This is a genomic window from Actinophytocola sp., assembly GCF_036002505.1.
In the GTDB taxonomy this organism is placed as follows: Bacteria; Actinomycetota; Actinomycetes; order Mycobacteriales; family Pseudonocardiaceae; genus DASYTH01.
This window is the reverse complement of record NZ_DASYTH010000362.1, coordinates 24,562-48,809: the sequence shown is the minus strand read 5'-3', so window position 1 is coordinate 48,809 and position 24,248 is coordinate 24,562. Positions and strand designations below refer to the sequence as shown.

27 protein-coding genes are annotated in these 24,248 nt (G+C 72.2%); 20 read left to right on the top strand and 7 right to left on the bottom strand.

From position 1 onward, the window contains the following. Positions 1 to 21: 21 nt before the first annotated feature. Complete coding sequence (locus VGR06_RS31495; RefSeq protein ID WP_327562806.1) at positions 22 to 819, top strand: M15 family metallopeptidase; 798 nt, start codon at positions 22 to 24, stop codon at positions 817 to 819. 158 nt (positions 820 to 977) lie between these two features. Here the strand turns inward: VGR06_RS31495 and VGR06_RS31490 are convergent, their stop codons facing one another. Beyond that, a complete protein-coding gene (locus tag VGR06_RS31490; protein WP_327562805.1) occupies positions 978 to 1,517 on the bottom strand; it encodes a type VII secretion system-associated protein in 540 nt (179 codons plus the stop codon). A gap of 177 nt (positions 1,518 to 1,694) precedes the next feature. Here VGR06_RS31490 and VGR06_RS31485 point away from each other — a divergent pair, with 177 nt between their 5' ends. The 9 genes from VGR06_RS31485 to arfB all read left to right on the top strand — a co-directional run bounded on the left by VGR06_RS31485 (position 1,695) and on the right by arfB (position 9,291). Then, the gene (locus tag VGR06_RS31485) at positions 1,695 to 2,066 is read left to right on the top strand and encodes a hypothetical protein (protein WP_327562804.1); all 372 of its coding nucleotides are present in this window, start codon (positions 1,695 to 1,697) and stop codon (positions 2,064 to 2,066) included. Between the two features lie 28 nt (positions 2,067 to 2,094). Beyond that, positions 2,095 to 3,462, top strand: coding sequence for a PPE domain-containing protein (locus tag VGR06_RS31480; RefSeq protein ID WP_327562803.1), 1,368 nt, complete (start codon positions 2,095 to 2,097; stop codon positions 3,460 to 3,462). Continuing rightward, entirely contained in the window at positions 3,459 to 4,277 is an 819-nt protein-coding gene (locus VGR06_RS31475; RefSeq protein WP_327562802.1) for an ESX secretion-associated protein EspG, read from the top strand. The genes VGR06_RS31480 and VGR06_RS31475 overlap by 4 nt, the downstream gene beginning before the upstream one ends. A gap of 8 nt (positions 4,278 to 4,285) precedes the next feature. Continuing rightward, the gene (locus VGR06_RS31470; RefSeq protein WP_327562801.1) at positions 4,286 to 4,666 is read left to right on the top strand and encodes a sterol carrier family protein; all 381 of its coding nucleotides are present in this window, start codon (positions 4,286 to 4,288) and stop codon (positions 4,664 to 4,666) included. 101 nt (positions 4,667 to 4,767) lie between these two features. Next, positions 4,768 to 6,282 carry an amidophosphoribosyltransferase gene (gene purF, locus VGR06_RS31465; RefSeq protein WP_327562800.1) on the top strand — a complete coding sequence of 505 codons (1,515 nt, stop codon included), beginning with the start codon at positions 4,768 to 4,770 and terminating at the stop codon, positions 6,280 to 6,282. A 50-nt stretch (positions 6,283 to 6,332) separates the two neighbouring features. Continuing rightward, positions 6,333 to 7,406 carry a phosphoribosylformylglycinamidine cyclo-ligase gene (gene purM / locus VGR06_RS31460; protein ID WP_327562835.1) on the top strand — a complete coding sequence of 358 codons (1,074 nt, stop codon included), beginning with the start codon at positions 6,333 to 6,335 and terminating at the stop codon, positions 7,404 to 7,406. 120 nt (positions 7,407 to 7,526) lie between these two features. Beyond that, positions 7,527 to 8,030: a SigE family RNA polymerase sigma factor gene (locus VGR06_RS31455; RefSeq protein ID WP_327562799.1), complete on the top strand. Its 504-nt coding sequence runs from the start codon at positions 7,527 to 7,529 to the stop codon at positions 8,028 to 8,030. Beyond that, entirely contained in the window at positions 8,027 to 8,842 is an 816-nt protein-coding gene (locus VGR06_RS31450) for a hypothetical protein (RefSeq protein ID WP_327562798.1), read from the top strand. Before VGR06_RS31455 ends, VGR06_RS31450 begins: the two co-directional genes overlap by 4 nt. A 20-nt stretch (positions 8,843 to 8,862) precedes the next feature. Continuing rightward, positions 8,863 to 9,291, top strand: a complete 429-nt coding sequence (arfB, locus tag VGR06_RS31445) for an alternative ribosome rescue aminoacyl-tRNA hydrolase ArfB (protein WP_327562797.1) — start codon at positions 8,863 to 8,865, stop codon at positions 9,289 to 9,291. On the opposite strand, the gene VGR06_RS31440 is transcribed toward arfB, so the two are convergent. The 3 genes from VGR06_RS31440 to VGR06_RS31430 all read right to left on the bottom strand — a co-directional run bounded on the left by VGR06_RS31440 (position 9,279) and on the right by VGR06_RS31430 (position 11,543). Further along, positions 9,279 to 9,674, bottom strand: coding sequence for a VOC family protein (locus VGR06_RS31440; protein WP_327562796.1), 396 nt, complete (start codon positions 9,672 to 9,674; stop codon positions 9,279 to 9,281). The two genes, arfB and VGR06_RS31440, sit on opposite strands and share 13 nt — an antisense overlap. Next, a complete protein-coding gene (locus VGR06_RS31435) occupies positions 9,674 to 10,399 on the bottom strand; it encodes an ArsR family transcriptional regulator (protein ID WP_327562795.1) in 726 nt (241 codons plus the stop codon). The genes VGR06_RS31440 and VGR06_RS31435 overlap by 1 nt, the downstream gene beginning before the upstream one ends. Positions 10,400 to 10,535: 136 nt before the next feature. After that, a complete protein-coding gene (locus VGR06_RS31430; protein WP_327562794.1) occupies positions 10,536 to 11,543 on the bottom strand; it encodes a LacI family DNA-binding transcriptional regulator in 1,008 nt (335 codons plus the stop codon). 104 nt (positions 11,544 to 11,647) lie between these two features. Here VGR06_RS31430 and VGR06_RS31425 point away from each other — a divergent pair, with 104 nt between their 5' ends. The 9 genes from VGR06_RS31425 (at position 11,648) to iolD (ending at position 21,126) form a co-directional block, all read left to right on the top strand. Beyond that, positions 11,648 to 12,661: a Gfo/Idh/MocA family protein gene (locus VGR06_RS31425; protein WP_327562793.1), complete on the top strand. Its 1,014-nt coding sequence runs from the start codon at positions 11,648 to 11,650 to the stop codon at positions 12,659 to 12,661. Beyond that, positions 12,658 to 13,539, top strand: a complete 882-nt coding sequence (locus VGR06_RS31420) for a TIM barrel protein (RefSeq protein ID WP_327562792.1) — start codon at positions 12,658 to 12,660, stop codon at positions 13,537 to 13,539. Before VGR06_RS31425 ends, VGR06_RS31420 begins: the two co-directional genes overlap by 4 nt. Before the next feature lie 29 nt (positions 13,540 to 13,568). Then, positions 13,569 to 14,576 (top strand): sugar ABC transporter substrate-binding protein, encoded by a 1,008-nt coding sequence (locus tag VGR06_RS31415; RefSeq protein ID WP_327562791.1) that lies wholly within the window; start codon positions 13,569 to 13,571, stop codon positions 14,574 to 14,576. 11 nt (positions 14,577 to 14,587) lie between these two features. Beyond that, a complete protein-coding gene (locus VGR06_RS31410; RefSeq protein ID WP_327562790.1) occupies positions 14,588 to 15,637 on the top strand; it encodes an ABC transporter permease in 1,050 nt (349 codons plus the stop codon). Beyond that, the gene (locus VGR06_RS31405) at positions 15,634 to 16,407 is read left to right on the top strand and encodes an ATP-binding cassette domain-containing protein (RefSeq protein WP_327562789.1); all 774 of its coding nucleotides are present in this window, start codon (positions 15,634 to 15,636) and stop codon (positions 16,405 to 16,407) included. Before VGR06_RS31410 ends, VGR06_RS31405 begins: the two co-directional genes overlap by 4 nt. Further along, complete coding sequence (iolC, locus tag VGR06_RS31400) at positions 16,404 to 17,333, top strand: 5-dehydro-2-deoxygluconokinase (RefSeq protein ID WP_327562788.1); 930 nt, start codon at positions 16,404 to 16,406, stop codon at positions 17,331 to 17,333. Before VGR06_RS31405 ends, iolC begins: the two co-directional genes overlap by 4 nt. Before the next feature lie 97 nt (positions 17,334 to 17,430). After that, positions 17,431 to 18,324: a Cgl0159 family (beta/alpha)8-fold protein gene (locus VGR06_RS31395; protein ID WP_327562834.1), complete on the top strand. Its 894-nt coding sequence runs from the start codon at positions 17,431 to 17,433 to the stop codon at positions 18,322 to 18,324. Beyond that, entirely contained in the window at positions 18,321 to 19,187 is an 867-nt protein-coding gene (iolB, locus tag VGR06_RS31390) for a 5-deoxy-glucuronate isomerase (protein WP_327562787.1), read from the top strand. Before VGR06_RS31395 ends, iolB begins: the two co-directional genes overlap by 4 nt. Positions 19,188 to 19,263: 76 nt before the next feature. Continuing rightward, a complete protein-coding gene (iolD, locus tag VGR06_RS31385) occupies positions 19,264 to 21,126 on the top strand; it encodes a 3D-(3,5/4)-trihydroxycyclohexane-1,2-dione acylhydrolase (decyclizing) (RefSeq protein WP_327562786.1) in 1,863 nt (620 codons plus the stop codon). A gap of 335 nt (positions 21,127 to 21,461) precedes the next feature. On the opposite strand, the gene VGR06_RS31380 is transcribed toward iolD, so the two are convergent. After that, positions 21,462 to 21,629, bottom strand: a complete 168-nt coding sequence (locus VGR06_RS31380; RefSeq protein ID WP_327562785.1) for a DUF3073 domain-containing protein — start codon at positions 21,627 to 21,629, stop codon at positions 21,462 to 21,464. A gap of 183 nt (positions 21,630 to 21,812) precedes the next feature. Between VGR06_RS31380 and VGR06_RS31375 the strand changes: the two genes are divergently transcribed. Continuing rightward, positions 21,813 to 22,706 (top strand): hypothetical protein, encoded by an 894-nt coding sequence (locus VGR06_RS31375; RefSeq protein WP_327562784.1) that lies wholly within the window; start codon positions 21,813 to 21,815, stop codon positions 22,704 to 22,706. Between the two features lie 47 nt (positions 22,707 to 22,753). On the opposite strand, the gene VGR06_RS31370 is transcribed toward VGR06_RS31375, so the two are convergent. Further along, positions 22,754 to 23,326: an aerial mycelium formation protein gene (locus VGR06_RS31370; protein ID WP_327562783.1), complete on the bottom strand. Its 573-nt coding sequence runs from the start codon at positions 23,324 to 23,326 to the stop codon at positions 22,754 to 22,756. Between the two features lie 67 nt (positions 23,327 to 23,393). Next, positions 23,394 to 24,248: a 3-keto-5-aminohexanoate cleavage protein gene (locus VGR06_RS31365; RefSeq protein ID WP_327562782.1), complete on the bottom strand. Its 855-nt coding sequence runs from the start codon at positions 24,246 to 24,248 to the stop codon at positions 23,394 to 23,396.

Below are 24,248 nucleotides of genomic sequence, written 5' to 3'. Positions count from 1 at the left end.
GCTAGCACTGGAGGCCCACACATGGCACGCACCCGTAGGTTCGCCGTCCCGTTGCTCCGGATCCTGACCGCGCTCGCCCTGGCCGCGGGCGGCCTGCTGGTCTCGTCGGCGACCAACCAGGCCGCCGCGGACGGCTGCTTCACCTGGGGCCGCACCCTCAGTCAGGGCGCGAACGGCGAGGACGTCCGGCAACTGCAGATCCGGGTGGCCGGCTGGCCGGGCACCGGCGCGCACCTGGGCATCGACGGCGACTTCGGCCCGGCGACCCGGTCCGCGGTGATCCGCTTCCAGCAGGCCTACGGGCTCGGTGCCGACGGCGTCGCCGGCCCGCAGACGTTCACCAAGCTCTACGAACTGCAGGACGACGACTGCACGCCCATCCACTTCAACTACTCCGAGCTGGACGACGGCTGCGGCGGCAGCGGGTTCGACGGCGGCCCGCTGTCCGAGTCGGCCACCCGGGCCAACGCGCTGCGCACCATGTGGCAGCTCGAAGCGCTCCGGCACGCCCTCGGCGACGCCCCGCTGACCATCAGCAGCGGGTTCCGCAACATCCAGTGCAACGCCTCGGTCGGCGGCGCCAGCAACAGCCAGCACCTCTACGGCACCGCGGCCGACCTGGTCGGCTCACCCTCCCTGTGCCGGATGGCCCAGGAGGCCCGCAACCACGGCTTCGGCGGCATCTTCGGCCCCGGCTACCCCGACCACAACGACCACACCCACGTCGACATCCGCACGTCCAACTCCTGGTCAGCCCCCAACTGCGGCATCGGCCTCGCCGCCGACGCGGCCAACGCGACCGACGAGGTGGACGTCTAACCGGGGCGTGTCCGATGGATCATCGCGGGTTGACAAGAGCCTCGCCCCACCCAACCGCACCTCAGGGGACCGTGACGGCACCCAGCCACAATCAACCCGACAACCGCAGCGTTCGCTGGAACGCGACGACAGCAGTTAATTCCGGAGAGGCGGGACTGCTAATTCCGGAGAGGCGGGACTGCGATCAGCGCGGTCACCGGGCCGCTCGGGTTGATCACCAGCGGGTGCCCGTGCAGCAGCGGGACAAGATCCCGCCCGGTGATCTCCCGCCAGCCCGGCCAGGCCGGCGGCACGTGCGCGGGCGCGGTGCACACCGGCACCACGATCGTGCCGTGCCGCCGGTTCGGAAAACCGGTCACCGAGGTGTCGGCCGGCCCGGCGGCGTAGAGCAGCAACCGGGCGGCCAGCACCATGGGCAGCAGCTCGGCCTGGTCCCGCTCGCCGTCGCGGACCAGCTCGAGCAGCCGCTCGAGGTCCGGCACCACCGGCGACGGCCGGAAGCCGGCGTTGGGCTGGAAGGCGTCCTCGATCTCGCCCCGCTCGTTGACCGGGTACATCCCGATCACGCCCGAGGGCGGGACCTCGCCGTCCGGGTCCAGCGCGGGATCGATCACGTAGAGCCACGAGTTCGGGTTCTCCCGAGCCGCGGCCCGCATCTCGGCCGTGATCTCGGGTGGGAGGTCCTCCACCGCTGCCATGCGCGAGATCGTAGGTTCCCCACCATCGGCCCTGCCTGTTCGGTACCGTCATCACGCACCCGATGCGACGTCTCACCGGAGACTCACGGACAGGTGGAAGCTGTGGGAACCGTTCCACAGGGCCTTGCCGTCAGAGCTACAGTCGTCGCGAATGCACAGCACTGAGGGAGACGCACCGTGTTCCTGGCAGACGGTGGTGGGGGAAGCACCTCCTCCTCGCAGAATCTCACCGGCAACGAGACCCTGTTCATCGAATGGTCGGCCATCCCGGCGGCGCTGACCGCCTTCCGGAGCGCCCGGGACCGGGTCCAGCACAAGGTCGACGAGCTCAACGGGCTCGACTTCCCGGCGTGGGCACACGATCCGGTCAGCGGCGAGACGGCGACCCAGTTCGCCGAGCGGTCCGCCAGCGGCGCCGACTCGGCGGCCCAGGTCCTCTTCCAGTACCACCACATGCTGAACCAGGTGACCGAGGCGCTGGAGCAGACGCAGCGCGGCTACGGGCTCATGGACGGCGACAACACCGCGCGGATGAGCGGCCACGAGTAGGCCTACGGACACCGGAGGGACGAGCGACATGACTGTTCGGTGGCGAGGCCTCTCGCACCCCGACATGTACAAGATGATCAACGGCGGTCCCGGGGCCGGGGCGTCCAACGCGCAGACCGCGTACTGGAGCGGTCTCACCGAGGAGCTCGGGCACATCGACAAGGACCTCAACGACGCGCTGGGCAAGCTGCAGACGAGCTGGCAGGGCCTCGCGTCGGCCGACGCGACCACCGCGATCAACCCGCTGCAGCAGTGGGCCGGCGACACCCAGACGGCCACCTCCGTCATGCGGATCTCGAGCGAGGACCAGGCCAGCTTCGTCTCCACCGCCCGGGCCGAGATGCCCAAGCCGGTGGAGGTGACCACGCCGGCGCCGGCCGGGTGGCAGCAGATCGGGGCCGGTGCGATGGCCGCGCTTGGCAACCCCGGTCCGGCGCTCGCCGTGGCCCAGCAGTCGGCCGACCACGAAGCGCAGGAGGCGGCGCAGTCGGCGGCCGAACAGAAGGCCGTCGACACGATGGAGACCTACGAGTCCAACAGCACCTGGAACCGCAACACGCTGGGCACCTTCGTGCCTCCGCCGGACTTCCAGATCTCGACCAGCCCGCCGTCGGGCAGCTCCAGCTCGGGTGGTCAGATCGGCAGCTGGATGTCCAGCGGCACTTACTCCGGCCCCAGCGGCGGCACCCAGACCAGCAGCATCACCACCCCGCCCAGCACCGGGACCGGCAGCACCGGTACCGGCGGCCGCACGCTGCCGCCGACCACCTCCGGCAGCTCCGCTCCCGTCGTGTCCGGTGGCACGACCACCCCCTCGACGTTCACGCCGACCCCGCCGCCCACCGGTGGGGCGTTCCCGGACCCCACGACGCTTCCGCCCGGTGGCGGTGGCGGCAACAACCCGACGTACGGGGGTCCGCCGCGTCCCGGGGGCAACTACCCGCTCCCGACCACGTCGCTGCCCACCGGGTCGCAGCCCGGTGAACTGGGCGGCCGGAACACCCAACCGGGTCTGCGCGGCACGCCCGGCCTGGGCGGCGCGGGCGGCCCGGAGAGCGGCAGCGGCGCCCGGCCCGGCACCGGTGGCCTCGGTGCCGGCAGCCCGGGCGCGGAGGGCTCGCGTCCCGGCGCGCAGGTGGGCCGCAGCCTCGGCGCTCCCGCAGGTGAGGGCGGGTTCGGCGGCCGCGGCGGCGCGGCCGGCCCTGGCGGTGCCGGCGCTCGCGGCGGCGGTGGGCTCGGCTCCTCCCCGATGGGCGGCGGGGCCGGTACTCCCGGCGAGGAGGACGAGGAGCGCTTCTCGCCCGACTACCTGCTGGAGACCACCGGTGTGTTCGACGACGACCGGATGGTGTCGCCCGCGGTGATCGGCGAGGAACCGAAGACCGAAGAGTCGTGACCATTTTGGGACTAGGGACGGAGCCGGAGATCGACCACGAACCGATCTCGCTCTCGGCCCTCGAGTTCGACGTGCTGTGGGAGCACCTGCAACTCGGCTCGATGCCGCTGGTGGTGAAGGTGCCCTCGCCCGGTAAGACCTTCGAGGAGCGGGCCGCGCTGGAAGAGAAGGCGTGGGCCGACCTCGAGGGTCGCGGACTCGGACGGCCGGTGGCGGTACACCCCGAGATCGAGTACCTGCTCGGGTTGCTGGCCCGGCCCGACCGCGAGGTCGACGGCCGGGCGTACGTGGACGGCAGCGTGCGGCTGCTCGCGGCGGCCACGGGTAACGCGGCGGTGCTGGCCGTGCTCGCCGGCGAGGCGCTGACCCTGCGGCGGGTCTCGGCGGAGAGCCTGGCCTCGTCCGCCGTCGGGCTGCTGACGGACCGCCCGGCGGGGCCCGGGCAGTCGGTCAGCCTGCGCAGCGAGGACTTCGAGGCGGCGGCGAACGAGGCCGGCGGGACCCAGCAGGGCTTCCACGGCGCGCTGCTCAGCCACGGGGTCCGCGAGGACGACGCCAACGCGCTGGCCACGATGATCAGCGACGTGCTCGGCACCGGCAACTTCGGCGCGGCCGCCCGCGACCGCCTCGGCCGCCGCCAGCGCGCCGAGCGGGTGGTGTCGTTCTTCGACACCGAGGACGGCCGCTACGTCCAGATCCGCCGCCGCTCCCAGGACGGCCACCTCTGGACCACGATCTCGCCCGCCGACTCCCGCCGGATCATCCAGCACGTCGACCAGATGCTCGGCGAGGTCAGCAGATCGGCCGGGGACTAGGACCGAGGGTGCCCGGCCGCCGGCCCGTCGACCCGCACGAGTTGCGGACCCGGCTGGCGGCCGTCGCCCGCTGGCTCTCCGGCGACGGCCCCGACCCGGACCGCGTCACGCTGGCTGCCGCCGTGCGGCTGAGCGTGCGGTTGCTGGCCGACCTGGCCCCCGGCAACACCGTCGAGGTGCGGGTCCCGCCGTTCGCCGCCGTCCAGTGCATCGAGGGCCCCCGGCACACCCGTGGCACCCCGCCCAACATCGTCGAGACCGACGCCCGCACCTGGCTCGAGCTCGCCACCGGCCACCTCACCTGGGCCGACGCCCTCACCGCTGGTCGGGTCACCGCCTCCGGCACCCGGGCCGACCTGAGCAACCTTCTGCCGCTCGTTCGGCTGTGAATGTGCCGAGACCCACCCATCGGGTTAAGCCGGCGGTTGGCGACCTGCGCCTAGACTGAAAATGCACGTGCAGATCACACCTCCCGCCTGGAGACGCTTCGGTGGCAGACGACCAGTTCAGCGCTGGATCCGAGACCGAGCCCCGCGAGGAGTGTGGGGTGTTCGGGGTCTGGGCACCCGGCGAAGAGGTTTCCAAACTCACCTACTACGGCCTGTACGCACTGCAGCACCGCGGCCAGGAGGCGGCCGGGATCTCCGTCTCGGACGGCCAGCAGATCGTCGTGTTCAAGGATCTCGGCCTGGTCAGCCAGGTGTTCGACGAGCAGGTGCTCTCGTCGCTGCGTGGTTACGTGGCGGTCGGGCACTGCAGATACTCCACGACCGGCTCCACCACCTGGGAGAACGCCCAGCCGACCTTCCGCACCACCGCCATCGGCAGCGGATTGTCCTTGGGACACAACGGAAATCTGGTGAACACGGCGGAGCTCCAGGAGCGTGCGCGGGCCACCGGCATCGTCACGAAGAACGGTGCGACCACGGACTCCGACCTGCTCTGCGGGCTGCTCGCCGCGGCCGCCGCGGACCGGGGTCTCGAGCAGGCCGCGCTGGAGCTGCTGCCGACCGTGCGCGGCGCGTTCTGCCTGGTGTTCGCTGACGAGTCCACGCTGTACGCGGCGCGTGACCCGCACGGCGTCCGCCCGCTGGTGCTCGGCCGGCTCTCCCGCGGCTGGGTGGTGGCCAGCGAGACGGCGGCGCTGGACATCGTCGGCGCCTCGTTCGTCCGTGAGGTGGAGCCCGGCGAACTGCTGGCCATCGACGACGACGGGCTGCGCTCGTCCCGGTTCGCCAACCCGGAGCCGAAGGGCTGCGTGTTCGAGTTCGTCTACCTGGCCCGGCCGGACACCACGATCAGCGGGCGGTCCGTGCACGCCACCCGGGTGGACATCGGCCGCCGCCTCGCCGAGGAGTCGCCGGCCGAGGCCGACCTGGTGATCCCGGTGCCGGAGTCCGGCACGCCGGCCGCGATCGGCTACGCCCAGGCCTCCGGCATTCCGTACGGCTCGGGCCTGGTGAAGAACGCCTACGTGGGGCGCACGTTCATCCAGCCGTCGCAGACCATCCGCCAGCTCGGCATCCGGCTCAAACTCAACCCGCTGCGCGACGTGATCCGTGGCAAGCGCCTGGTCGTGGTGGACGACTCGATCGTGCGCGGCAACACCCAGCGCGCCCTGGTGCGGATGCTGCGCGAGTCCGGCGCGGTCGAGGTGCACGTCCGGATCGCCTCGCCGCCGGTGCGCTGGCCGTGCTTCTACGGCATCGACTTCGCCTCCCGCGCCGAGCTGATCGCCAACGGCCTGGACATCGACGGGGTGCGTCGCTCGATCGGCGCGGACTCACTGGGCTACGTGTCGCTGGAGGGCCTGGTCGCGGCCAGCGAGCAGCCCCGGTCCCGGCTCTGCACGGCCTGCTTCGACGGCCACTACCCGATCGCCCTGCCCGAGTCGGCCAAAATCGGCAAGTATCTCCTGGAGGGATTGGAGAAGGGCGTCAACGGTTCCGCCGCGCCCGTTCTGCCCGCCGGGTACGGTGCCGAGGAGGCACTCCAGCGACCCTGAACCGACATGAGCGAGCCTGCGAGCGAATCGTTGAACACCGTATGACCGAGATCTCCGAACCCCCGCCCGCTACCTACGCCGCCGCGGGGGTGAGCATCGAGGCCGGTGAGCAGGCCGTCGAGCAGCTCAAGCCGTGGGCGGAGAAGGCGACCCGACCGGAGGTGGTCAGCGGCATCGGCGGGTTCGCCGGGCTCTTCCGGCTCCGGCTGGACCGCTGGAAGGACCCGCTGCTGGCGTCCTCCACCGACGGCGTCGGCACCAAGATCGCAGTGGCGCAGGCCCTGGGCATCCACGACACGGTCGGCATCGACCTGGTCGCCATGGTGGTCGACGACCTCGTGGTGTGCGGCGCCGAGCCGCTGTTCCTGCAGGACTACATCGCGGTCGGCCGGGTGCTGCCGGACCTGATCGCCGCGCTGGTCAAGGGCATCGCCACCGGCTGCCTGCAGGCCGGCTGCGCGCTGCTCGGCGGGGAGACCGCCGAGCACCCCGGGCTGATGGCCGACGGCGCCTACGACCTGTCCGCCACCGGGGTGGGCGTGGTCGAGGCCGACCAGGTGCTCGGGCCGGAGCGGGTCCGGCCCAGCGACGTGGTGATCGCGATGGGCTCCTCCGGGCTGCACTCCAACGGTTACTCGCTGGCCCGGCACGTGCTGCTGGACATCGCCCGGATGCCGCTGGGCGGCATCGTCGAGGAGTTCGGCCGCTCGCTCGGCGAGGAGCTGCTCGAGCCGACCCGGATCTATGCCAAGGACTGCCTGGCGCTGGCCGCCGAGACCGAGGTGCGCACGTTCGCGCACGTCACCGGTGGCGGCCTGGTGGCGAACCTGCTCCGGGTGCTGCCCCGCGGGGTGCGGGCGGTACTCGACCGCGGCACCTGGACGCCGGCCCCGGTGTTCTCGGTGATCGCCCAGCGCGGCCGGGTCGAGCGCGCCGAGATGGAGCAGACCTTCAACCTGGGCGTCGGCATGGTGGCCGTGGTGGCTGCCGAGGACGTGGACCGCGCGCTGGCCGTGCTCACCGCCCGGCACGTGCCCGCTTGGGTGCTCGGTGAGATCACCCCGACCGGCGACGACCCGGACGCGCCGCGGGCCGAGCTCCGCGGCGATCACCCGCGATTCTGAAGTTCCTCTGTGCATCCCGTGAGCGGGTGAGGCAACCGAGCTGCCGGCCGTCCCGTACCACCGGGTGACCGAGAGGACCATGGACTGGCGCTGCGCCATCGAGCCAAGTAAGAGAACACGGTGCTGAACCGCGACGCGGAGTTCGGGGAGTTCCTGGACAGCCGGGCCGTTGTCATGCGCCGGACCGCCTACCTGCTCTGCGGTGGCGACTGGCACCGCGCGGAGGATCTTGTGCAGACCACGCTGACGAAGGTCTACATGGCGTGGCCGCGGCTGCGCCGGGACGGCAGCGTCGACGCCTACTCGCGCAAGGTCATGGTGCGTTCCGCGATCGACGAGTCCCGGCGGGCGTTCCGCCGCCGGGAGAGCGTCGTCGAGGAGCTGCCCGAGGTTGCCGGCCCGCCGAACGGCGTGGACGAGGCTGTGGACGTGCGCCGTGCGCTGGCGCAGTTGCCCGCCGGGCAGCGCGCGGTCGTGGTGCTGCGCTACTGGGAGGACCTGTCGGTCACCGAGACCGCGGCGCTGCTCGGCAGGAGCGAGGGGACGGTGAAGAGCCAGGCGGCCAAGGGCTTGGCGGCACTGCGCCGGTTGCTGGCCGAAGATCCGGTGGCGGAGCAGAAATGAGCGGGGACGGCGAGATCAGGGAGCTGCTCGGCCGGGCGTTCGGGCCGGAGCCGCCGCTCGCCCTGGACCGGGAGGCGGTGCTGCGGCGCGGGCGGCGGGCGGTGCGGCTGCGCCGGGTCGCCACGTCTGGCGGGGTGGCGGCGAGCGTGCTGGTCGTGCTGATCGGCGCGGCCATGATCACCGGCCTGCCCGGGCACGATCCAGAGGAGGTGGCCGCACCACCATCGTTGACCCCTGCTTCGGTGCCGGCGCCGACTACGTCCGAGGTCGCGCCGCCTGGCCCGGAACTGCCCCTCACCACCGCCACGTCCGTGCCGGAACCCGTCATCGAGGCACGTGCCGCGGCGCTGACCAAGGTCCTGTCAACCAGGATCATCCCGGCCGAGTTCACCCCGGTGGCCGTGGTGGACGACGGGCGGGCGCCGCTGGAGTTCCGGTACGCCAACGGCGGTTACCACCTGACCGCGGACCTGTGGGACGCCGAGGGGATCGGCAGCCTCGACCTGACGATCAACTACTCCGGCCCGGACCGAAAGGTGCCCACCTGCGCCGATGCCTCGCCGGCCGAGACCGCCTGCAGCGTGCTTCAGGAGTCGAACATCCGGATGCGGATCAGCGCCGAGCGGCACAGCTCCGGCTACCTGTCGAACGCGGTGTACGCCCTGCGGCCGGACGGCACGATCGTGTACGTCACCTCCACGAACCTCACCGTCCGCGGCTTCGTGGACAAACCGACCAGCCGCCCGGCCCCGCCGCTGGACGCCAAGCTGCTCCAGATCATCGCCACCCTGCCCGGCCTCACGTACTACTGAGGCCCGGGCATGCTGGTGGGGTGGCCGACGACCTGACCGTGACCCACTCGCTGGTGATTCCCGCCGGCGAGCTGCGGGAGCGTTTCTCCCGGTCCTCCGGCCCCGGCGGTCAGGGCGTGAACACCGCCGACAGCCGCGTCGAGCTGTCCTTCGACGTGGCCACCTCGCCGTCCATCCCCGAATGGCTCCGGCCGCGGCTCCTGGAGCGGTTGGCCACGCGCCTGGTCGACGGCGTGCTCACCGTCGCCGCCAGCGAGCACCGCGCCCAGCTCGCCAACCGCGCGGCCGCCCGCGACCGCCTCGCCGCGCTGCTCCGGGCCGCCGCGGCGCCACCCCCGCCGGCCCGCCGGCCGACCAAGCCGACCCGGGCCGCCCGGGAGCGCCGGCTCGCCGACAAGCGCCGCCGGGCCCGGGTGAAGCGCCACCGGCGGGACGGTCAGGACGACTGAGCGGCGGGCTCGAACAGCTCGACCACGTTGCCCGCGGGGTCCTCGATCAGGATCTGCTTGCCGCCGGGCCCGCTGATGATCTCGTTGCGGAACGGCACGCCCTCGGCGCCCAACCGGGCGACCTCGGCGGCGATGTCGGGCACGATCAGATGAATGCGGTTCCAGCCGCCGGGCTCGGGCTTGCGGCCGTCCGGCATGGCCCGGCCGGCCGAGCTGCGCGGCCCGGCCAGCAGCAGCCGCAGCTTGCCGCGGGTCACGTCGGCGAACGCGGGCACCGCGCTGGTGCGCAGCGTGAAGCCGAGGTGACCGGTGTAGAAGTCGACGGCTTTCTGCACGTCGTCGACCATGTAGCGAACGTTGACCATGTCTTCCGGGCTGGTCATCACACCTCCTGGGCGGAGAGCCAGAACCCGGTGCGGGTCTCCAGCTCGGCCGCCATCTGTTCGAATTCCGGATAGGTGGCGCCGCCGGCGGCGGGGTCGGGAATGCTCCAGTGGAGATAGCCGGGATCACCCGGGAACTGCGGGCACACCTCCCGCACCCGGTCGCACAACGTGATCACGTAGTCGAACCGCCGCTCGGCGAACACGCTGAGATGCTTGGGCCGCAGGCCGTCCGGCTCGATGCCGCGGGCGGCCAGCACCCGCGCCGCATGCGGGTGCAGCGGCTTGGGGTGGCTGCCCGCGCTGAACGCGTGCACCCGGCCGCCGGAGCGCGCCGTGGTGAGCGCCTCGGCCGCCTGGGACCGGGCGCTGTTGCCCGTGCACAAGAACAGCACCGTGCACGGAGCCGGGTCACGCGGTCCGGTCGCGGGTTCGAGCCGCAACCCGGGATGCAGCGTTGTCCCGGCCGCCACCAGAGACTGGGCGCACCGCGCCAGATCCAGGTGGTAGTAGACGTCCCGCCCGTCGAAGCTGCTGCGCCGGGCCCCGACCAGACCGCTGGTCCGGAGCCGACCCAGGTGGTAGGAGACCAGGTTCTGCGGCTGACCGCTCAGCGTCACCAGCTCCCGCACCCGGCGGTCGCTGCGGGCCAGCTCCCACAGCAGCCGCCAGCGCAGCGGGTCCGCCGCCATCCGCACGAACGGTGGTGGCTCGGGTGGCGTCATGCCCTCGACAATACATCAATTGAATTTGATGGGTTGGGTTGGACGGTCGTGCCTGCCAACGGAAGCTCAGGGGACCGTGACGGTACCCAGCCATGGCTCACCCGCCACCCGCACCATCAGCTGGAACGCAACCGCGTCAAAAATTCCGGAGAGGCGGACCAGTGGTGGCGCGGACGACCAGCGAGGGGCGGAGCAGGTGGCGGACCGGGTCGGTGCGCTCGCCGCGGACACGCTGGATCAGGGCCTCGGCGGCGAGCCGGCCCATCTCCGTGCGGGGCTGGTCGACGGTGGTGAGCGAGACGTGGCGCAGGGCCGCCAGCGAGGTGTTGTCGTAGCCGACCACCGAGACGTCGGCGGGGACGCGCAGGCCGGCCTCCTCGAGGGCGGAGATCGCACCGATGGCGTTGAAGTCGTTGGCGGCGACGATGGCGGTGGGCAGGTGGTGGCCGCGCGCGTCGAGCAGCTCGCGGACCGCCTTGGCGCCGGCCGTGTCGGTGTACTCGCTGCCCACCACGGACGGGGCGAGGCCGTGCCGGCGCATGGCGGCCAGGTAGCCGGTCCGGCGGGGTGCGGCCTGCGAGCCGCCGCCGCCGTCGATGTGCACGATGTCCTTGTGGCCCAAGGAAACCAGGTGGTCCACGGCGAGGCCGGAGCCGGTCTGGCCGTTGTCGTTCACGGTGTCTACCGAGGACAGTCGAGAGGAGCGGGAGACCAGCACCAGGGGGGCCTGCATCGCCGCGCCGGCGATCGCGGTGGCCGGCACGACCGGGCCGAGCAGGGCGATCCCGGCCGGGCGGAAGGAGAGCAGGCTCGCCAGCGCCTGACGCTCGCGCGCCGGCCGCCGGCCGCCGGTGTTGATGACGAGCTCGAAGCCGAGATCGCGCGCGCAGGCGTCCAGCCCGTCGACGATCTCCGCCCAGAACGCGTTGTGCAGGTCGGAGACCATCACCCCGAGGAAGTGCGAGGTGCGGCTGGCCAGCGACCGGGCCATGGCGTGCGGGGCGTAGCCGAGCTCGTCGGCGGCCCGCAACACGGCGGCGCGGCGGTGCTCGCTCACCTTCGGCGAGCCCCGCATGACCAGCGAAACCAGCGCGCGGGACACGCCGGCGCGGGCGGCGACATCCTCCATCGTCGGCCGATCCATCAGACCTCCGGCCTTGACAGTCCCGTTGTGACCTGACCAGGATTGGAGCGCTCCAACAAAGTAGAGCGCTCTAACGCTTGGTAAGTCAAGAAGGAAGAGGACCCATGCGGATCGGGGTCGCCGGGGTGGGGCGGATCGGCACGATGCACGCCACCAACCTGGCCGCGCTCGCCGCCGTGGACGAGGTGCTGCTGTTCGATCCGGTGCCCGGGCGCGCGGCGCAGGTGGCCACCCTGACCGGCGGCGGAATGGTGCCCGTCGGCACGCTCGACGAGCTGCTCGCGGCCAGCGACGGCGTGCTGGTGGCCACCCCCACCGACACCCACCCGGAGGTGCTGCGCCGCTGCCTCGCGGCCCGGGTGCCGGCGCTCTGCGAGAAGCCGGTCGCCGGCGACCTCGATGAGCTGCACGCCCTGGCCGGCGCGGTGGAGGCCGCCGGAGTCCCGGTCCTGGTGGGCTTCCAGCGCCGTTTCGACCCGGCGGTGGCCGAGCTGTACCGCCGGATCCGGGCCGGCGCGCTCGGCACGATCTACCAGGTGCGCGCCGTCGGCAGCGACGCCGTGCCACCGGACTTCGGCTACCTGCCGGCCTCCGGCGGGATCTTCCGGGACCTGCTCATCCACGACCTGGACGCGGTCCCGTGGCTGGTCGGCGAGCCGGTCGTGGAGGTGTACGCGTCCGGCTCCGTGCTGGTGGACCAGGCTTTCGCGGCCGCGGACGACGTGGACAACGTGGTCGCCGTGCTGCGCTTCGCCGGCGGCGCGCACGCCGTGCTCACCGGCGGGCGGCACGACCCGCTCGGCTACGACCACCGGATCGAGGTGCTCGGCAGCCGCGACGCGCTGGCCGTCGGGCTCGACCCGCGCACCCCGCTGAACTCGCTCGAACCGGACGGGCCGCGGGTGGCGGCGGACGCCTATCCCGGCTTCCCCGAACGGTTCCACCGCGCCTACGTCAGCGAGATGGCGGTGTTCGTGGACGTCGTCGCCGGCCGGGCGGAGAACCCCTCGCCGGTGCGGGACAGCGTCGTGTCGCTGCGGCTGGCGGACGCCTGCGAGGCCTCCCGGCGCAGCGGCGCCCCGGTACGGCTCGACGAGACGGTGGAGGCGCGGGCATGACCGAGCTCAAGATCGCCGCGGCGCCGATCTCCTGGGGCGTCTGCGAAGTTCCCGGCTGGGGGCGGATGCTGGACTCGGAGACCGTGCTCGGCGAGATGTCCGCGCTGGGCCTGGTGGCCACCGAGCTCGGCCCGCCCGGGTACCTGCCGGAGGAGCCGGCGGAGCTGCGCGGCCTGCTGAACCGGCACGGAATGCGCCTGGTGGGCGGGTTTCTCGCGGTCGTGCTGCACGACCCCAACCAGGTCTGGTCCACAATGGACGATGCGGCCGAGGTGGTCGAGCTGCTCGCTACGGCCGGCGCCGAGGTGCTGGTGCTCGCCGCCGCGACCGGCCTGACCGGGTACGACGCGCGCCCGCCGCTCACCGGCGAGAAGTGGCGGACCCTGATCGACACCGCCGGGAAGATCCGGGACGTCGCGGCCGGGCGCGGGCTGCGTACCGTGCTGCACCCGCACATCGGCACGTACGTCGAGTCCACAGTGGAGGTTGAGCGGTTCCTCGCCGACTCGGACCTGCCGCTCTGCCTGGACACCGGGCACCTGCTGATCGGCGGCATCGACCCGGTGGAGCTGGCCCGCCGGCACCCGGACCGCGTCGGGCACGTGCACCTCAAGGACGTCCGGGCGGCCATCGCCGAGGTGGTCCGCGCCGGTCAGATCAGCTACACGCACGCGGTCGGCGCGGGCCTCTACGTGCCGTTGGGGGACGGCGACGTCGACGTGCCCGCGCTGGTCCGGGTGCTCACCGGCGCCGGCTACACCGGCTGGTACGTCCTCGAACAGGACACCGTGCTGTCAGGCGATTCCACGTCCGGGGACGACCGTCCCCGGCGCGACGCCGCGCGAAGCCTCGCGCACCTCACCTCCACCCTCAGCTAACGCCCACATCCTTGCTAGGAGAGACAACGATGTCCGACCGTTTCGGGCCTTCCCGCCGCCGGCTCCTGCTCGGCGCCGCGTCGGCCGGTGCCATCCTGCTCGCCGCCGCGTGCAGCGGACCCGCCGCGGACAACTCGGCGCAGAACACCGGCGGTGCGGCGGCCCCGCAGCAGTCCTCCGGCGAACTCAAGGTCGCGGTGGTCACCCACGGCGGCTCCGGCGACGCGTTCTGGAGCGTGGTCAAGAACGGCGCCGAGGCGGCCGGCAAGCAGCTCGGCGTCTCGGTCACCTACAGCTCGGACGGCGACCCCGGCGCGCAGGCCCGGCTGATCGACAACGCGGTCGCGCAGAAGGTCGGCGGCCTCGTCGTGTCCATGGCCAACCCGGACGCGCTGAAGACCGCCATCGAGAACGCGGTCAAGGCCGGCATCCCGGTGATCACGATCAACTCGGGGAGCGCGAAGAGCAAGGAGTTCGGCGCGCTGGCGCACGTCGGGCAGGAGGAGTCGATCGCCGGCGAGCAGGCCGGCGCGAAGCTCAAGGCGGCCGGGAAGACCAAGCTGCTGTGCGTGATCCACGAGGCTGGGAACATCGGCCTCACCCAGCGATGCGACGGCGCCAAGCAGGGCTTCGGTGCCGTGCAGACCCTCCAGGTCGACCTGAACAACGCCGCCGACGCGCAGTCCCGGATCCGCGGCGCGCTGCAGGCCGACTCCGCCATCGACGCCGTGCTGACGCTGAACCCGCAGGTCGCCGTGTTCGCCGCGGACGCGGCCAAGGCCGCAGGCGGCAAGGCCCAGGTCGCCACGTTCGACCTCAACGCCGACGTGGCCGAGCGGATCAAGAGCGGCGATGTGCTGTTCGCCGTCGACCAGCAGCAGTACGAGCAGGGCTATCTGCCGGTCGTGATGCTCAAGCTGTACAACGACAACGCCAACACCGTCGGGGGTGGGAGCCCGGTGCTGACCGGCCCGGGCTTCGTCGACAGGTCCAATGTGGACAAGGTGGCCGACTACGCCAAGCGCGGTACCCGCTGAGGAGGACGGCCATGACCGCCACGCAGGCACCGGCTCCACCTGTTGACGAACGGATCGCCCAGTCCCGGTTCCTGGACCGGCTGGTGGTCCGGCCCGAGGTGGGCGCGCTGCTCGGCGCGCTGCTGGTGTTCGCGTTCTTCTCCGTGGTGACCGAGCAGTTCCTCAGCCTGGGCGGCGCGTCGACCTGGCTGGACGACGCGTCGCTGCTCGGCATCATGGCCGTTGCGGTGGCGTTGCTCATGATCGGTGGGGAGTTCGACCTCTCCGCCGGGGTGATGACGGCGTCCACCGCCCTGGTCACCGCGCTGCTGGCGACCAGGGCCGGCTGGAACGTGTGGCTGGCGCTGCTGGCGTCGCTGGTGTTCGCGCTCGCCGTCGGCGCGTTCAACGGCTGGCTGGTGATGCGGACCGGCCTGCCCAGCTTCATCGTCACGCTCGGCACCTTCCTTGCCCTGCAGGGGATCAACTTGGGGGTGACCCGGGCGATCACCGGCAGCGTCCAGGTGAGCGGCATGCGCCGGACGGACGGCTACGAGTCGGCGGGCGGCGTGTTCGCGTCCACTGTGGACGTCGGCGGGCAGGCGTTCCCGGCGTCCATCCTGTGGTGGGTGGCGGTGACCGCGCTGGCGGCCTGGGTGCTGGTGCGCACCAGGTTCGGCAACTGGATCTTCGCGGTCGGCGGCTCCGCGCTGAGCGCCCGCGCGGTGGGCGTGCCGCTGGCCCGCACCAAGATCCTGCTGTTCATGACGACCGCGTTCGCCGCGTGGCTGGTCGGCTCCATGAACATCCTGCGGTTCGCCAGCGTCCAGGCCAACCAGGGCATCGGCGGCGAGTTCCAGTACATCATCGCGGCGGTGATCGGCGGCTGCCTGCTCACCGGCGGGTTCGGCTCCGCGGTCGGCGCGGCGATCGGCGCGCTGATCTTCGGCATGGCCCGGCAGGGCATCCAGTACGCCCAGTGGAACAGCGACTGGTTCATGCTCTTTCTCGGCATCATGCTGCTGTCCGCGGTGCTGGTGAACAACGCGTTCCGGCGCCGGGCGGAGAGGGTGCGGCGATGAGTGCCTTGATCGATGTCGTCGACGTGGGGAAGTCCTACGGCAGCGTGATCGCGCTGCGCGACGTGTCCACCGTGGTCAATGCCGGCGAGGTCACCTGTGTACTGGGGGACAACGGCGCCGGGAAGTCCACGCTGATCAAGATCCTGGCCGGGGTGCACCAGCACGACACCGGTTCGTTCCGGGTGGCGGGCGACGAGGTCCGGTTCTCCTCGCCCCGCGAGGCGCTCGACCACGGAATCGCCACGGTGTACCAGGATCTGGCCGTGGTGCCGCTGATGAGCGTGTGGCGCAACTTCTTCCTGGGCTCCGAGCCGACCGTCGGCTGGGGCCCGTTCCGGATGCTCGACCGCCGCGCCGGCCGCGCCACGGCCAAGCGGGCGCTGGCGGAGATGGGCATCGACCTGCGCGACGTGGAACAGCCGGTGGGCACGCTGTCCGGCGGTGAGCGGCAGTGCGTGGCCATCGCCCGGGCCGTCCACTTCGGAGCGAAGGTGCTCATCCTGGACGAGCCCACCGCGGCGCTCGGCGTCAAGCAGGCCGGCGTGGTGCTCCGCTACGTCGCCCAGGCCCGGGACCGCGGCCTCGGCGTCGTGCTGATCACGCACAACCCGCGCCACGCCTATCCGGTCGGCGACCGCTTCCTGCTCCTCAAGCGCGGCCGCTCGCTGGGCAGCTTCGCCAAGGCGGACATCACCCTCGAGGAGCTCACCCGCCAGATGGCCGGTGGTGCCGAGCTCGAGGCGCTGCAGCACGAGTTGCGCGCCCCATGAGCCTGGAGGTGCTGACCGTCGGGCGGGTGGGGGTGGACCTGTACCCCGAGCAGAGCGGGGTGCCGCTGGGCGAGGTGCGGACGTTCGCGAGGTCCCTTGGTGGCACGGCGACCAACGTGGCGGTGGCCGCGGCCCGGCTCGGGCGGCGCTCGGCGGTGCTCACCAAGGTCGGGCCCGACCCGTTCGGCGGCTACGTGCGCAACGCGCTGCGCGGGTTCGGCGTGGCTCCCGATTTCGTCGGCACCGCGGAAGATCTGCTCACCCCGGTGGTGTTCTGCGCGCTGGATCCGCCGGCCGACCCGCCGCTGCTGTTCTACCGGTTGCCGGTGGCGCCGGACCTCACGCTGACCGAGGCGGACGTGCCGTGGGACGTGGTCGCAGAGGTGCCGGTGCTGTGGGTGACCGGCACCGGGGTGTCCACCGAGCCCGCCCGCGCCACCCAGCGCGCGATGCTGGCGCGCCGCGACCGGCGCCGGCACACCGTGCTGGACCTCGACTACCGGCCGATGTTCTGGTCCTCTGTAGACAGTGCGCGGGCGGAGATCGGCTGGATGCTGGACCACGTCACGGTGGCGGTCGGCAACCGGGCGGAGGTCGAGGTGGCTGTGGGCACCGCCGACCCGGACGAGGCGGCGAACCGCCTGCTGGCGCGCGGAATCGAGCTGGCCGTGGTGAAGAAGGGTGCCGACGGCGTGTTGGTGGCGACCGCCGAGGGCGCGTGGACCGTGCCGCCGCAACCGGTGGAGGTGGTCTGCGGGCTTGGCGCCGGCGACGCGTTCGGCGGCGCGCTCGTGCACGGCCTGCTGTCCGGCTGGGATCCCGTGCGTGTCGCCCGCTACGCCAACGCCGCCGGCGCCCTCGTGGCCGGCCGGCTTGCCTGCGCCGACGCCATGCCGGAGCCCGCGGAGATCGAGGAGCTGCTGTGAGCGAGGGGACGATCATTCACCCGTTTCCAACTGTTCGTTCGAACGAACAGTTGCTGCAAAAGAACAGGCACCTGAACTGACGAGGCGGGCTGACGTGATGATCACCGACGCGCAGTGGGCCGAACTGTTGCACACCAGGGCGACCGACCCGGGCGCCATCGGCGAGGCCTATGTGAACCGGCGGCGGCGCGAGCGGCTGCTGTCCGAGCGCGGCACGCTGTTCCTGGTCGCCGCCGACCATCCGGCCCGTGGGGCGCTCGGCGTCGGCGCGGACCCCTTGGCCATGGCCGACCGGCGCTCGCTGCTGGAGCGACTGCTTATCGCGCTGGCCAATCCCGACGTCGACGGGCTGCTGGCGACCCCGGACGTGGTCGAGGAGTTGCTCCTGCTGGACGGGCTGCACGGCAAGATCGTGATCGGCTCGATGAACCGCGGCGGCCTGGCCGGCGCGGACTGGGAGATCGACGACCGGTTCACCGCATACGATGTGCCGTCCATCGCCAGCAGCGGGCTGGACGGCGGGAAGATGCTCCTGCGTATCGTATACGAGGACCCGTATACGATACGCACGCTGGAGGCCTGCGCCCGGGCCGTTTCGGACCTCGCCGGGCACGGGTTGATGGCCATGGTCGAGCCGCTGCCCTACCGGCGCGACGAGTCCGGCGCCCTGGTACTGGACAGGGACCCCGTCGCGCTCACCCACGCGGTCGCGGTGGCCGCCGGGCTCGGTGTGACCTCCGCGCACACCTGGCTCAAGCTCCCCGCCCCGGAGGACCCGTCTGCCCTGGACGCGACCACACTCCCGGTCGTGGTGCTCGGCGGCGTGCCCTCGGTGGACGTGGCGGACGACCTGACGTCCTGGGCGACGGCGCTGCGTCACCCGGCGGTGCGCGGCCTGGTGGTGGGCCGGACGCTGCTCTACCCGCCCGGCGGCGACGTGGCCGGCGCGGTCGAGGCCGCTGCGAAGATCCTGCGCGGGGAGGGCCGGTGAGCCTGCACCGTCCACACGGGACACTCGAGGACGGCGCCGACCCGGTGCGGCTCACCCCGGAGGACGCCGGCTGGACCTACACCGGTCTTCGCGTGCTCCGGCTGGCCGCCGGTGCCCGGCGGACTTTGGCGACCGGTGAGTTCGAGGCATTCGTGTTGCCACTGAGCGGATCCGTCACGGTAGACGTGGACGGCGAGCGCTACCCGCTGGCCGGCCGGGAGTCCGTCTTCGCCAGGGTCACCGACTTTGCCTACGTGCCGAGGGACGCCGTGGTCGAATTGTCCACTGTGGACAGCTGTGAGCTCGCCCTGCCGATGGCCCGGTGCACGCGGCGGCTCGCGCCGAAGTACGGGCCGGCCGAGCGGGTCCCGGTGGAGGTCCGCGGCGCCGGCAACGCCACCCGCCAGGTCACCAACTTCGGCGTCCCCGGCGTCTGGGACCACGCCGACAAGCTCAACGCCTGCGAGCTGATCACCCCGGACGGGAACTGGTCCTCCTACCCGCCGCACAAGCATGACGACACCGAGCCGTGCCCCGTGGTCAACGAGGAGATCTACTACTTCCGCATCGAGGGCGCGGCGGGCTTCGGCTTCCACCGCACCTACACCGCGGACGGCGCCATCGACGAGGACGTGACCGTGCGCGACGGTGACGTGTTCCTGATCCCGCGTGGCTATCACGGCCCATGCGTGGCCGCGCCCGGCTACCCGATGTACTACCTGAACGTGCTCGCCGGGCCGGGCCCCGAGCGCTCCATGGCGTTCTGCGACGACCCCGCGCACGCCTGGGTGCGCGACACCTGGGCGGCGCAGCAACCCGACCCGCGCTGCCCGGTCACCAACGCGGAGGGCCGAGTGCGATGAATGCCTCATTCAGTGCACCCGGCGCGGTGAATGGGTCATTCATCGCACGTCCGCCCGGCGGTTGGGAGGTCCGCCCATGAAGCTCACCACCGCCCAGGCCCTCGTCCGCTGGCTGATCGCCCAGCGCGGCGAGCTGCTGGACGGCACCGAGGTGCCGCTGTTCCCGGCTGTGTTCGCGATCTTCGGGCACGGCAACGTGCTCGGCCTCGGCACCGCGCTGCACGAGACCCGGGACCGGTTGCCGGTCTGGCGCGGGCACACCGAGCAGGGCATGGCGCTGGCCGCCGTCGGCCTCGCCAAGGCCACGCAGCGGCGGCAGGTCGGCGTGGCCACCTCCTCGATCGGGCCGGGCGCGCTGAACATGGTGACCGCGGCCGGGGTCGCGCACGCCAACCGGTTGCCGCTGCTGCTGCTCCCCGGCGACACGTTCGCCGGCCGCGCGCCGGATCCGGTGCTGCAGCAGGTGGAGCACTTCGACGACCCGACCCGCACGGTCAACGACGCGTTCCGGGCGGTCAGCCGCTACTTCGACCGGATCACCCGGCCCGAGCAGCTGATCGCCACGCTGCCCCAGGTGGCCCGGGTGCTCACCGACCCGGCCGACTGCGGGCCGGTCGCCCTCGCGCTGCCGCAAGACGTCCAGGCCGAGGCGTTCGACTTCCCGGACGCGCTGTTCGAGCCGGTCCGGCACCGCCTGCCCCGGCTGCGCCCCGACCTCCGGGCACTCGAGGATGCCGCCGGCGCGATCCGGGCTTCCCGCCGGCCACTGCTGGTGCTGGGCGGCGGCGTGCGCTACTCCGGTGCCGCCCGTGCGGCGCTCGAGCTGTCCCAGCGGCACGGCGTCCCGGTCACCGAGACCACGGCCGGCCGGACGCTCGTTCCACATGATCATCCGCAGCATGCCGGCCCGCTCGGCGTCACCGGTTCGTTCTCGGCGAACGCGCTCGCCGCCGAGGCCGACCTGGTGCTCGCGGTCGGCACGCGGCTGCAGGACTTCACCACCGCGTCCTGGTCGGTGTTCTCCCCGGACGTGCTGCTGGTGACGATCAACGCGGCCCGGTTCGACGCGGTCAAGCACGGCGCGCTGGCCGTCGTCGGGGACGCCCGGGAAGGGCTCGGCGGGCTGGCCGAGCTGCTCGGGGGGTGGCGCGCCGACCCGGACTGGACGGCCCGGGCCGCCGCCGAGCGGGCCCGCTGGGACGCCTACGTCGACGGGCTCCGCGCGCCGGGTCCGGGCATGCCGACGTATGCCCAGGTCGTCGGCGTGGTGAACGAGGTGAGCGGCCCGGACGACTACGTCATGACCGCGTCCGGCGGCCTGCCCGGTGAGCTGATCGGCGGCTGGCGGACGATCGGCAGCGGCGGGTCGGGCACCATGGATGTCGAGTACGGGTTCTCCTGCATGGGCTACGAGCTGGCCGGGGCCTGGGGCGCGGCGATGGCCCGTCCGGGCGGCGTGGTGAGCACGCTCCTCGGCGACGGCTCCTACCTCATGCTCAACTCGGAGCTGTTCTCCGCCGCGTTCGCCGGGCACGGCTTCGTGGCCGTGGTCTGCGACAACGACGGCTACGCGGTGATCGACCGGCTGCAGCGCGGCCAGGGCGGCGCGGCGTTCAACAACATGTACGCGGACTGCCGCACGACCCACGCCGAACCGCCCCGGGTGGACTTCGCCGCACACGCCGCCGCGCTCGGCTGCACCGTCGTCCAGGCGGACAACCTCGACGACCTGCGGACCGCCTACGCCAAGGCCCGCACGGACGCCCACGCCGGCCGCCCGGCCGTCGTGGTGGTCCGTACCCAACCGTCAGCGTGGACCGAAGCCGGCGCCTGGTGGGAGGTCGGCGTGCCCGAAATCTCCGACCGCCCCGCCATCACCGACGCCCGCACAGCCCTCGACGAGCTCAAAAAGCGCCAAGTCCGATACCTGTCCAGGTAGCCCCGCCACCCCAGGGCGCCCGGGGCTTGCCCCCACAAGACACCAGCTGATACCAAGGTGCGCGCTCTCCGCAGACAGGGCTCGCCCCGTCTCAGGTACCTGTTCACGTTGCCCGCCCTCAGGGCTCCGGGGCTTGCCCCCCACCAGGACGTCACGTGACAGCGAGGTTCGCGCTCTGTGCGGCCAGGGCTCGCCCCGTTTCAGGTACGTGTTCAGGTTGCCCGTCACCCGGGGGGTCCGGGGGCGTGCCCCCGGCCGGGGGTGTGGGGGCTTGGCCCCCACAGGACACCAGGTGATACCAGGTCCGCGCTCTCCGCGGACAGACCTCGCCCAGATCACCTGTATCGATCGCTGTATTCGTCCTCGTCGTCGTGGCGATCGTCCGCGTCGTCGGACTGGCTAGACAGCTCGCGCTGCAGCGCCTCGAAGTCCGTGTGGCGAGTGCTGTATTTGAGCTCTCGGGCCACTTTTGTCTGCTTAGCCTTCGCCCGGCCGCGCCCCATGGCTCGACCCCCTCGCACAGTGACGGGGCGGCCGGGGGAATCGGCGGCCCCGTTTATCTCGACAACTGGTTCCTGCCAACTACCGTACCGTGCCGAAGGGGTCTGATGCGATGTGGCCGCGCCACGGAGATCCCTCGATCGCCCCCGAGCCGCCCATCCAGATGGTCGTGACACGATTCTCCCGTGCCACGTCCGTTCGTCGCCTACCTGAGGGTGTACGAACCGTTGTCGTCTTTTGACACAACGTTGGCAAATGTCCTGCGTGAGGCGCTGGAGACCGGGCACCTGGACTACGCGGCGGCCGGCGAGCGGGAGCGGATGCTGTGGCTGAGGTCACAGCTGGCCAGCCCGCCGATGCTGCTGCCGGCCGAGTTGCCGGGGGGACAACCCGCGCCCAGCACGCTGCGCGACGTGCTGGTGCTCGATCCCGCCGAGGTGCCCACCGACGACGGCGCCACGGTCGGCCCGGGCCCGCTGATCTGCCCGCTCGACCTGCGCGCCCGCTCGGCCGCCGCGCTGGTCGGGTTCCTCGCCTCGGCCTCACCCACGCTGCGCAGCGCCGCGCTCAGCGAGTCCCTGGACACGGTCCGGGAGAAGGCCACCGCGGTGCTCTCCGGCCTGCCCAGCGGCGCGGTGCACGTGGTGTCCACCACCTGGACCGTGCCCCTGCCCTGGTTCGCCCTGGTCGACCCGGACCACCGGCACGTGGTGATGGCCACCCAGAACGACCCGCGGCGCCAGGTCTGCTGGCGCATCGCCATGCGCGACGCCCGCCGCCGGATCGCCCGCGCGCACGCGCTGGCCGAGCGGACGTTCGGCGACGCCGGCCCCACCAAGGTCCTCCAGGACACCGGCCGCTGGCTCGGCCACTTCCACGAGAACTCCGCGGTCGAGCTCGACTACGGCGGCCTGGTCCAGCTGCTCGACGACGAGGAGCTGATGGAGGACTCCTCCGCCGAGGACGTGAACGCGATCATCGAGGCCCTCGAGGCACAGAACGTCGAGGAGGTCGCCACCCGCTTCGAACGCCTCCGCGACTTCTGGGGTGAGTTGGCGATGCGAGAACGGTTCAACTGATGCCCTGAAGGCGGCCTTCGGGGCACTCAACGTCTCGAAGGCGGCCTTCAGGGCATGTCGTCCCGGCGGGCCCGCTCGGCGGCGAGAAGGTCGTCGACCGAGGCACTACCCGCCTTGTAGCGGTTGCCGATCTCGGCGTTGAGGTGGTCCATGACGGCCTGGACTTCGCGGCGGCGCTGGGAGACGGAGGCTTCTTCGGCGACGTAGGTGCGCAGGGCGAGGTCGAGGCGGTCGTCGGGGAGGGCGCCGACGTCGGAGAGGTCGGCGTCGGAGACCAGGGCCTCGATGTGGCGGCGGTGCGCCTCGGCGCGGGACGGCTCGAGGGTCTGGTGCCGGCCGGAGCCGGTGGCCGGGGCGACCGCGTTGTCCGCGAGGATCGTGGCGAGCTGGTCGACCACGCTGCCGGAGCCGCCCTCGGCGCGGCGTTTCAGCTCGGCCCGCACGATGTCGATGCGGCCGTGCAGCAGCCGGCGCAGGTAGGACAGGTCGGTCTCCTCCTGCGCGGCGTCGTCCCGCCGGGCCCGCACCTCGGCCAGGTCCAACCGGTCGAGGTCGGCGAGGTAGTCCGGCGAGAGCACGCGGTCGATGCGCCTGCGACCACCCGGACGGACTTCGATCACGCGGACATCTTCCGGGAACCGGATGGTCTACGCCAGTCCGGCTACCGAAAAGTGGCCACCGAACTGGTCAGTTGTTCATTGCTACGCCGAGCAGCTTCCGCACCTCGGCGGCGGGCAGCGGCGGGCGCTGGGCGATCCGGGCCAGGCCGGCGGCCCGGGCTACCAGCTGGGCGTTGTCCCTGACCCGCTCGCCGCGGGCGTAGGAGACCGTGTCCTCCATCCCGACCCGCAGGTGCCCGCCCGCGGCGAGCGAGGCGAACATGACCGGAAGGCTGGTCCGCCCGATCCCGGTGGCCGAGAACGTGGCTCCGTCCGGGATCGCCCGCAGCGCCGCGACGAGTGTCTCGGCGTCGCCCGGCATCCCGCCCGGCACGCCCATCACGAGGTCGACGTGCACGTGCCCGCCGGCCGGCAGGCCATGCTCGTCGAGCAGCCGGCGCAGGCTCGCCAGCTGCCCGACGTCGAAGATCTCGTACTCGGGCACGATGCCGCGGTCCCGCATGCGTCTGTGCAGCTCGACCACGAACTCCCAGCGGTTCAGGAACACGTCGTCGCCGAAGTTGACCGTGCCCATCGTGCAGGACGCCGAGTCCGGCAGGGCGTCCAGCACGGCCAGCCGGTCCGCCTCCGGGTCGGTGACCGCGCCGCCGGTGGACAGCTGCACCACGAGGCCGGTCTGCTCGCGCAGCGCGGCCACGGTCTCCCTGAGCCGCACCAGATCCAGTGTCGGACGGGTGTCCGCGCCGCGGATGTGCACGTGGATCATCGCCGCGCCCACCCGCTCGCAGTCCCGGGCGGTGCTGACCAGCTCCTCCAGCGTGACCGGCAGGTTCGGCACGTCGGCTTTGGCGTGCTCGGCTCCGGTGGGCGCGACCGTGATCAACGTGCCGTGCGCGCCGGGTCGTGGTGTCGACGGTGACAT

Excerpts from the sequence above, each read along its gene's own strand:
- VGR06_RS31365 (WP_327562782.1), bottom strand. The coding sequence starts at position 24,248 with ATGTCACCGTCGACACCACGACCCGGCGCGCACGGCACGTTGATCACG.
- VGR06_RS31410 (WP_327562790.1), top strand. The coding sequence starts at position 14,588 with ATGACCGCCACGCAGGCACCGGCTCCACCTGTTGACGAACGGATCGCC.
- VGR06_RS31425 (WP_327562793.1), top strand. The coding sequence starts at position 11,648 with ATGCGGATCGGGGTCGCCGGGGTGGGGCGGATCGGCACGATGCACGCC.
- VGR06_RS31430 (WP_327562794.1), bottom strand. The coding sequence starts at position 11,543 with ATGGATCGGCCGACGATGGAGGATGTCGCCGCCCGCGCCGGCGTGTCC.
- VGR06_RS31440 (WP_327562796.1), bottom strand. The coding sequence starts at position 9,674 with ATGACCAGCCCGGAAGACATGGTCAACGTTCGCTACATGGTCGACGAC.
- VGR06_RS31420 (WP_327562792.1), top strand. The coding sequence starts at position 12,658 with ATGACCGAGCTCAAGATCGCCGCGGCGCCGATCTCCTGGGGCGTCTGC.
- VGR06_RS31480 (WP_327562803.1), top strand. The coding sequence starts at position 2,095 with ATGACTGTTCGGTGGCGAGGCCTCTCGCACCCCGACATGTACAAGATG.
- VGR06_RS31395 (WP_327562834.1), top strand. The coding sequence starts at position 17,431 with ATGATCACCGACGCGCAGTGGGCCGAACTGTTGCACACCAGGGCGACC.
- iolC (WP_327562788.1), top strand. The coding sequence starts at position 16,404 with ATGAGCCTGGAGGTGCTGACCGTCGGGCGGGTGGGGGTGGACCTGTAC.
- VGR06_RS31415 (WP_327562791.1), top strand. The coding sequence starts at position 13,569 with ATGTCCGACCGTTTCGGGCCTTCCCGCCGCCGGCTCCTGCTCGGCGCC.
- iolD (WP_327562786.1), top strand. The coding sequence starts at position 19,264 with ATGAAGCTCACCACCGCCCAGGCCCTCGTCCGCTGGCTGATCGCCCAG.
- VGR06_RS31495 (WP_327562806.1), top strand. The coding sequence starts at position 22 with ATGGCACGCACCCGTAGGTTCGCCGTCCCGTTGCTCCGGATCCTGACC.
- VGR06_RS31435 (WP_327562795.1), bottom strand. The coding sequence starts at position 10,399 with ATGACGCCACCCGAGCCACCACCGTTCGTGCGGATGGCGGCGGACCCG.
- VGR06_RS31490 (WP_327562805.1), bottom strand. The coding sequence starts at position 1,517 with ATGGCAGCGGTGGAGGACCTCCCACCCGAGATCACGGCCGAGATGCGG.
- VGR06_RS31450 (WP_327562798.1), top strand. The coding sequence starts at position 8,027 with ATGAGCGGGGACGGCGAGATCAGGGAGCTGCTCGGCCGGGCGTTCGGG.
- VGR06_RS31405 (WP_327562789.1), top strand. The coding sequence starts at position 15,634 with ATGAGTGCCTTGATCGATGTCGTCGACGTGGGGAAGTCCTACGGCAGC.
- VGR06_RS31380 (WP_327562785.1), bottom strand. The coding sequence starts at position 21,629 with ATGGGGCGCGGCCGGGCGAAGGCTAAGCAGACAAAAGTGGCCCGAGAG.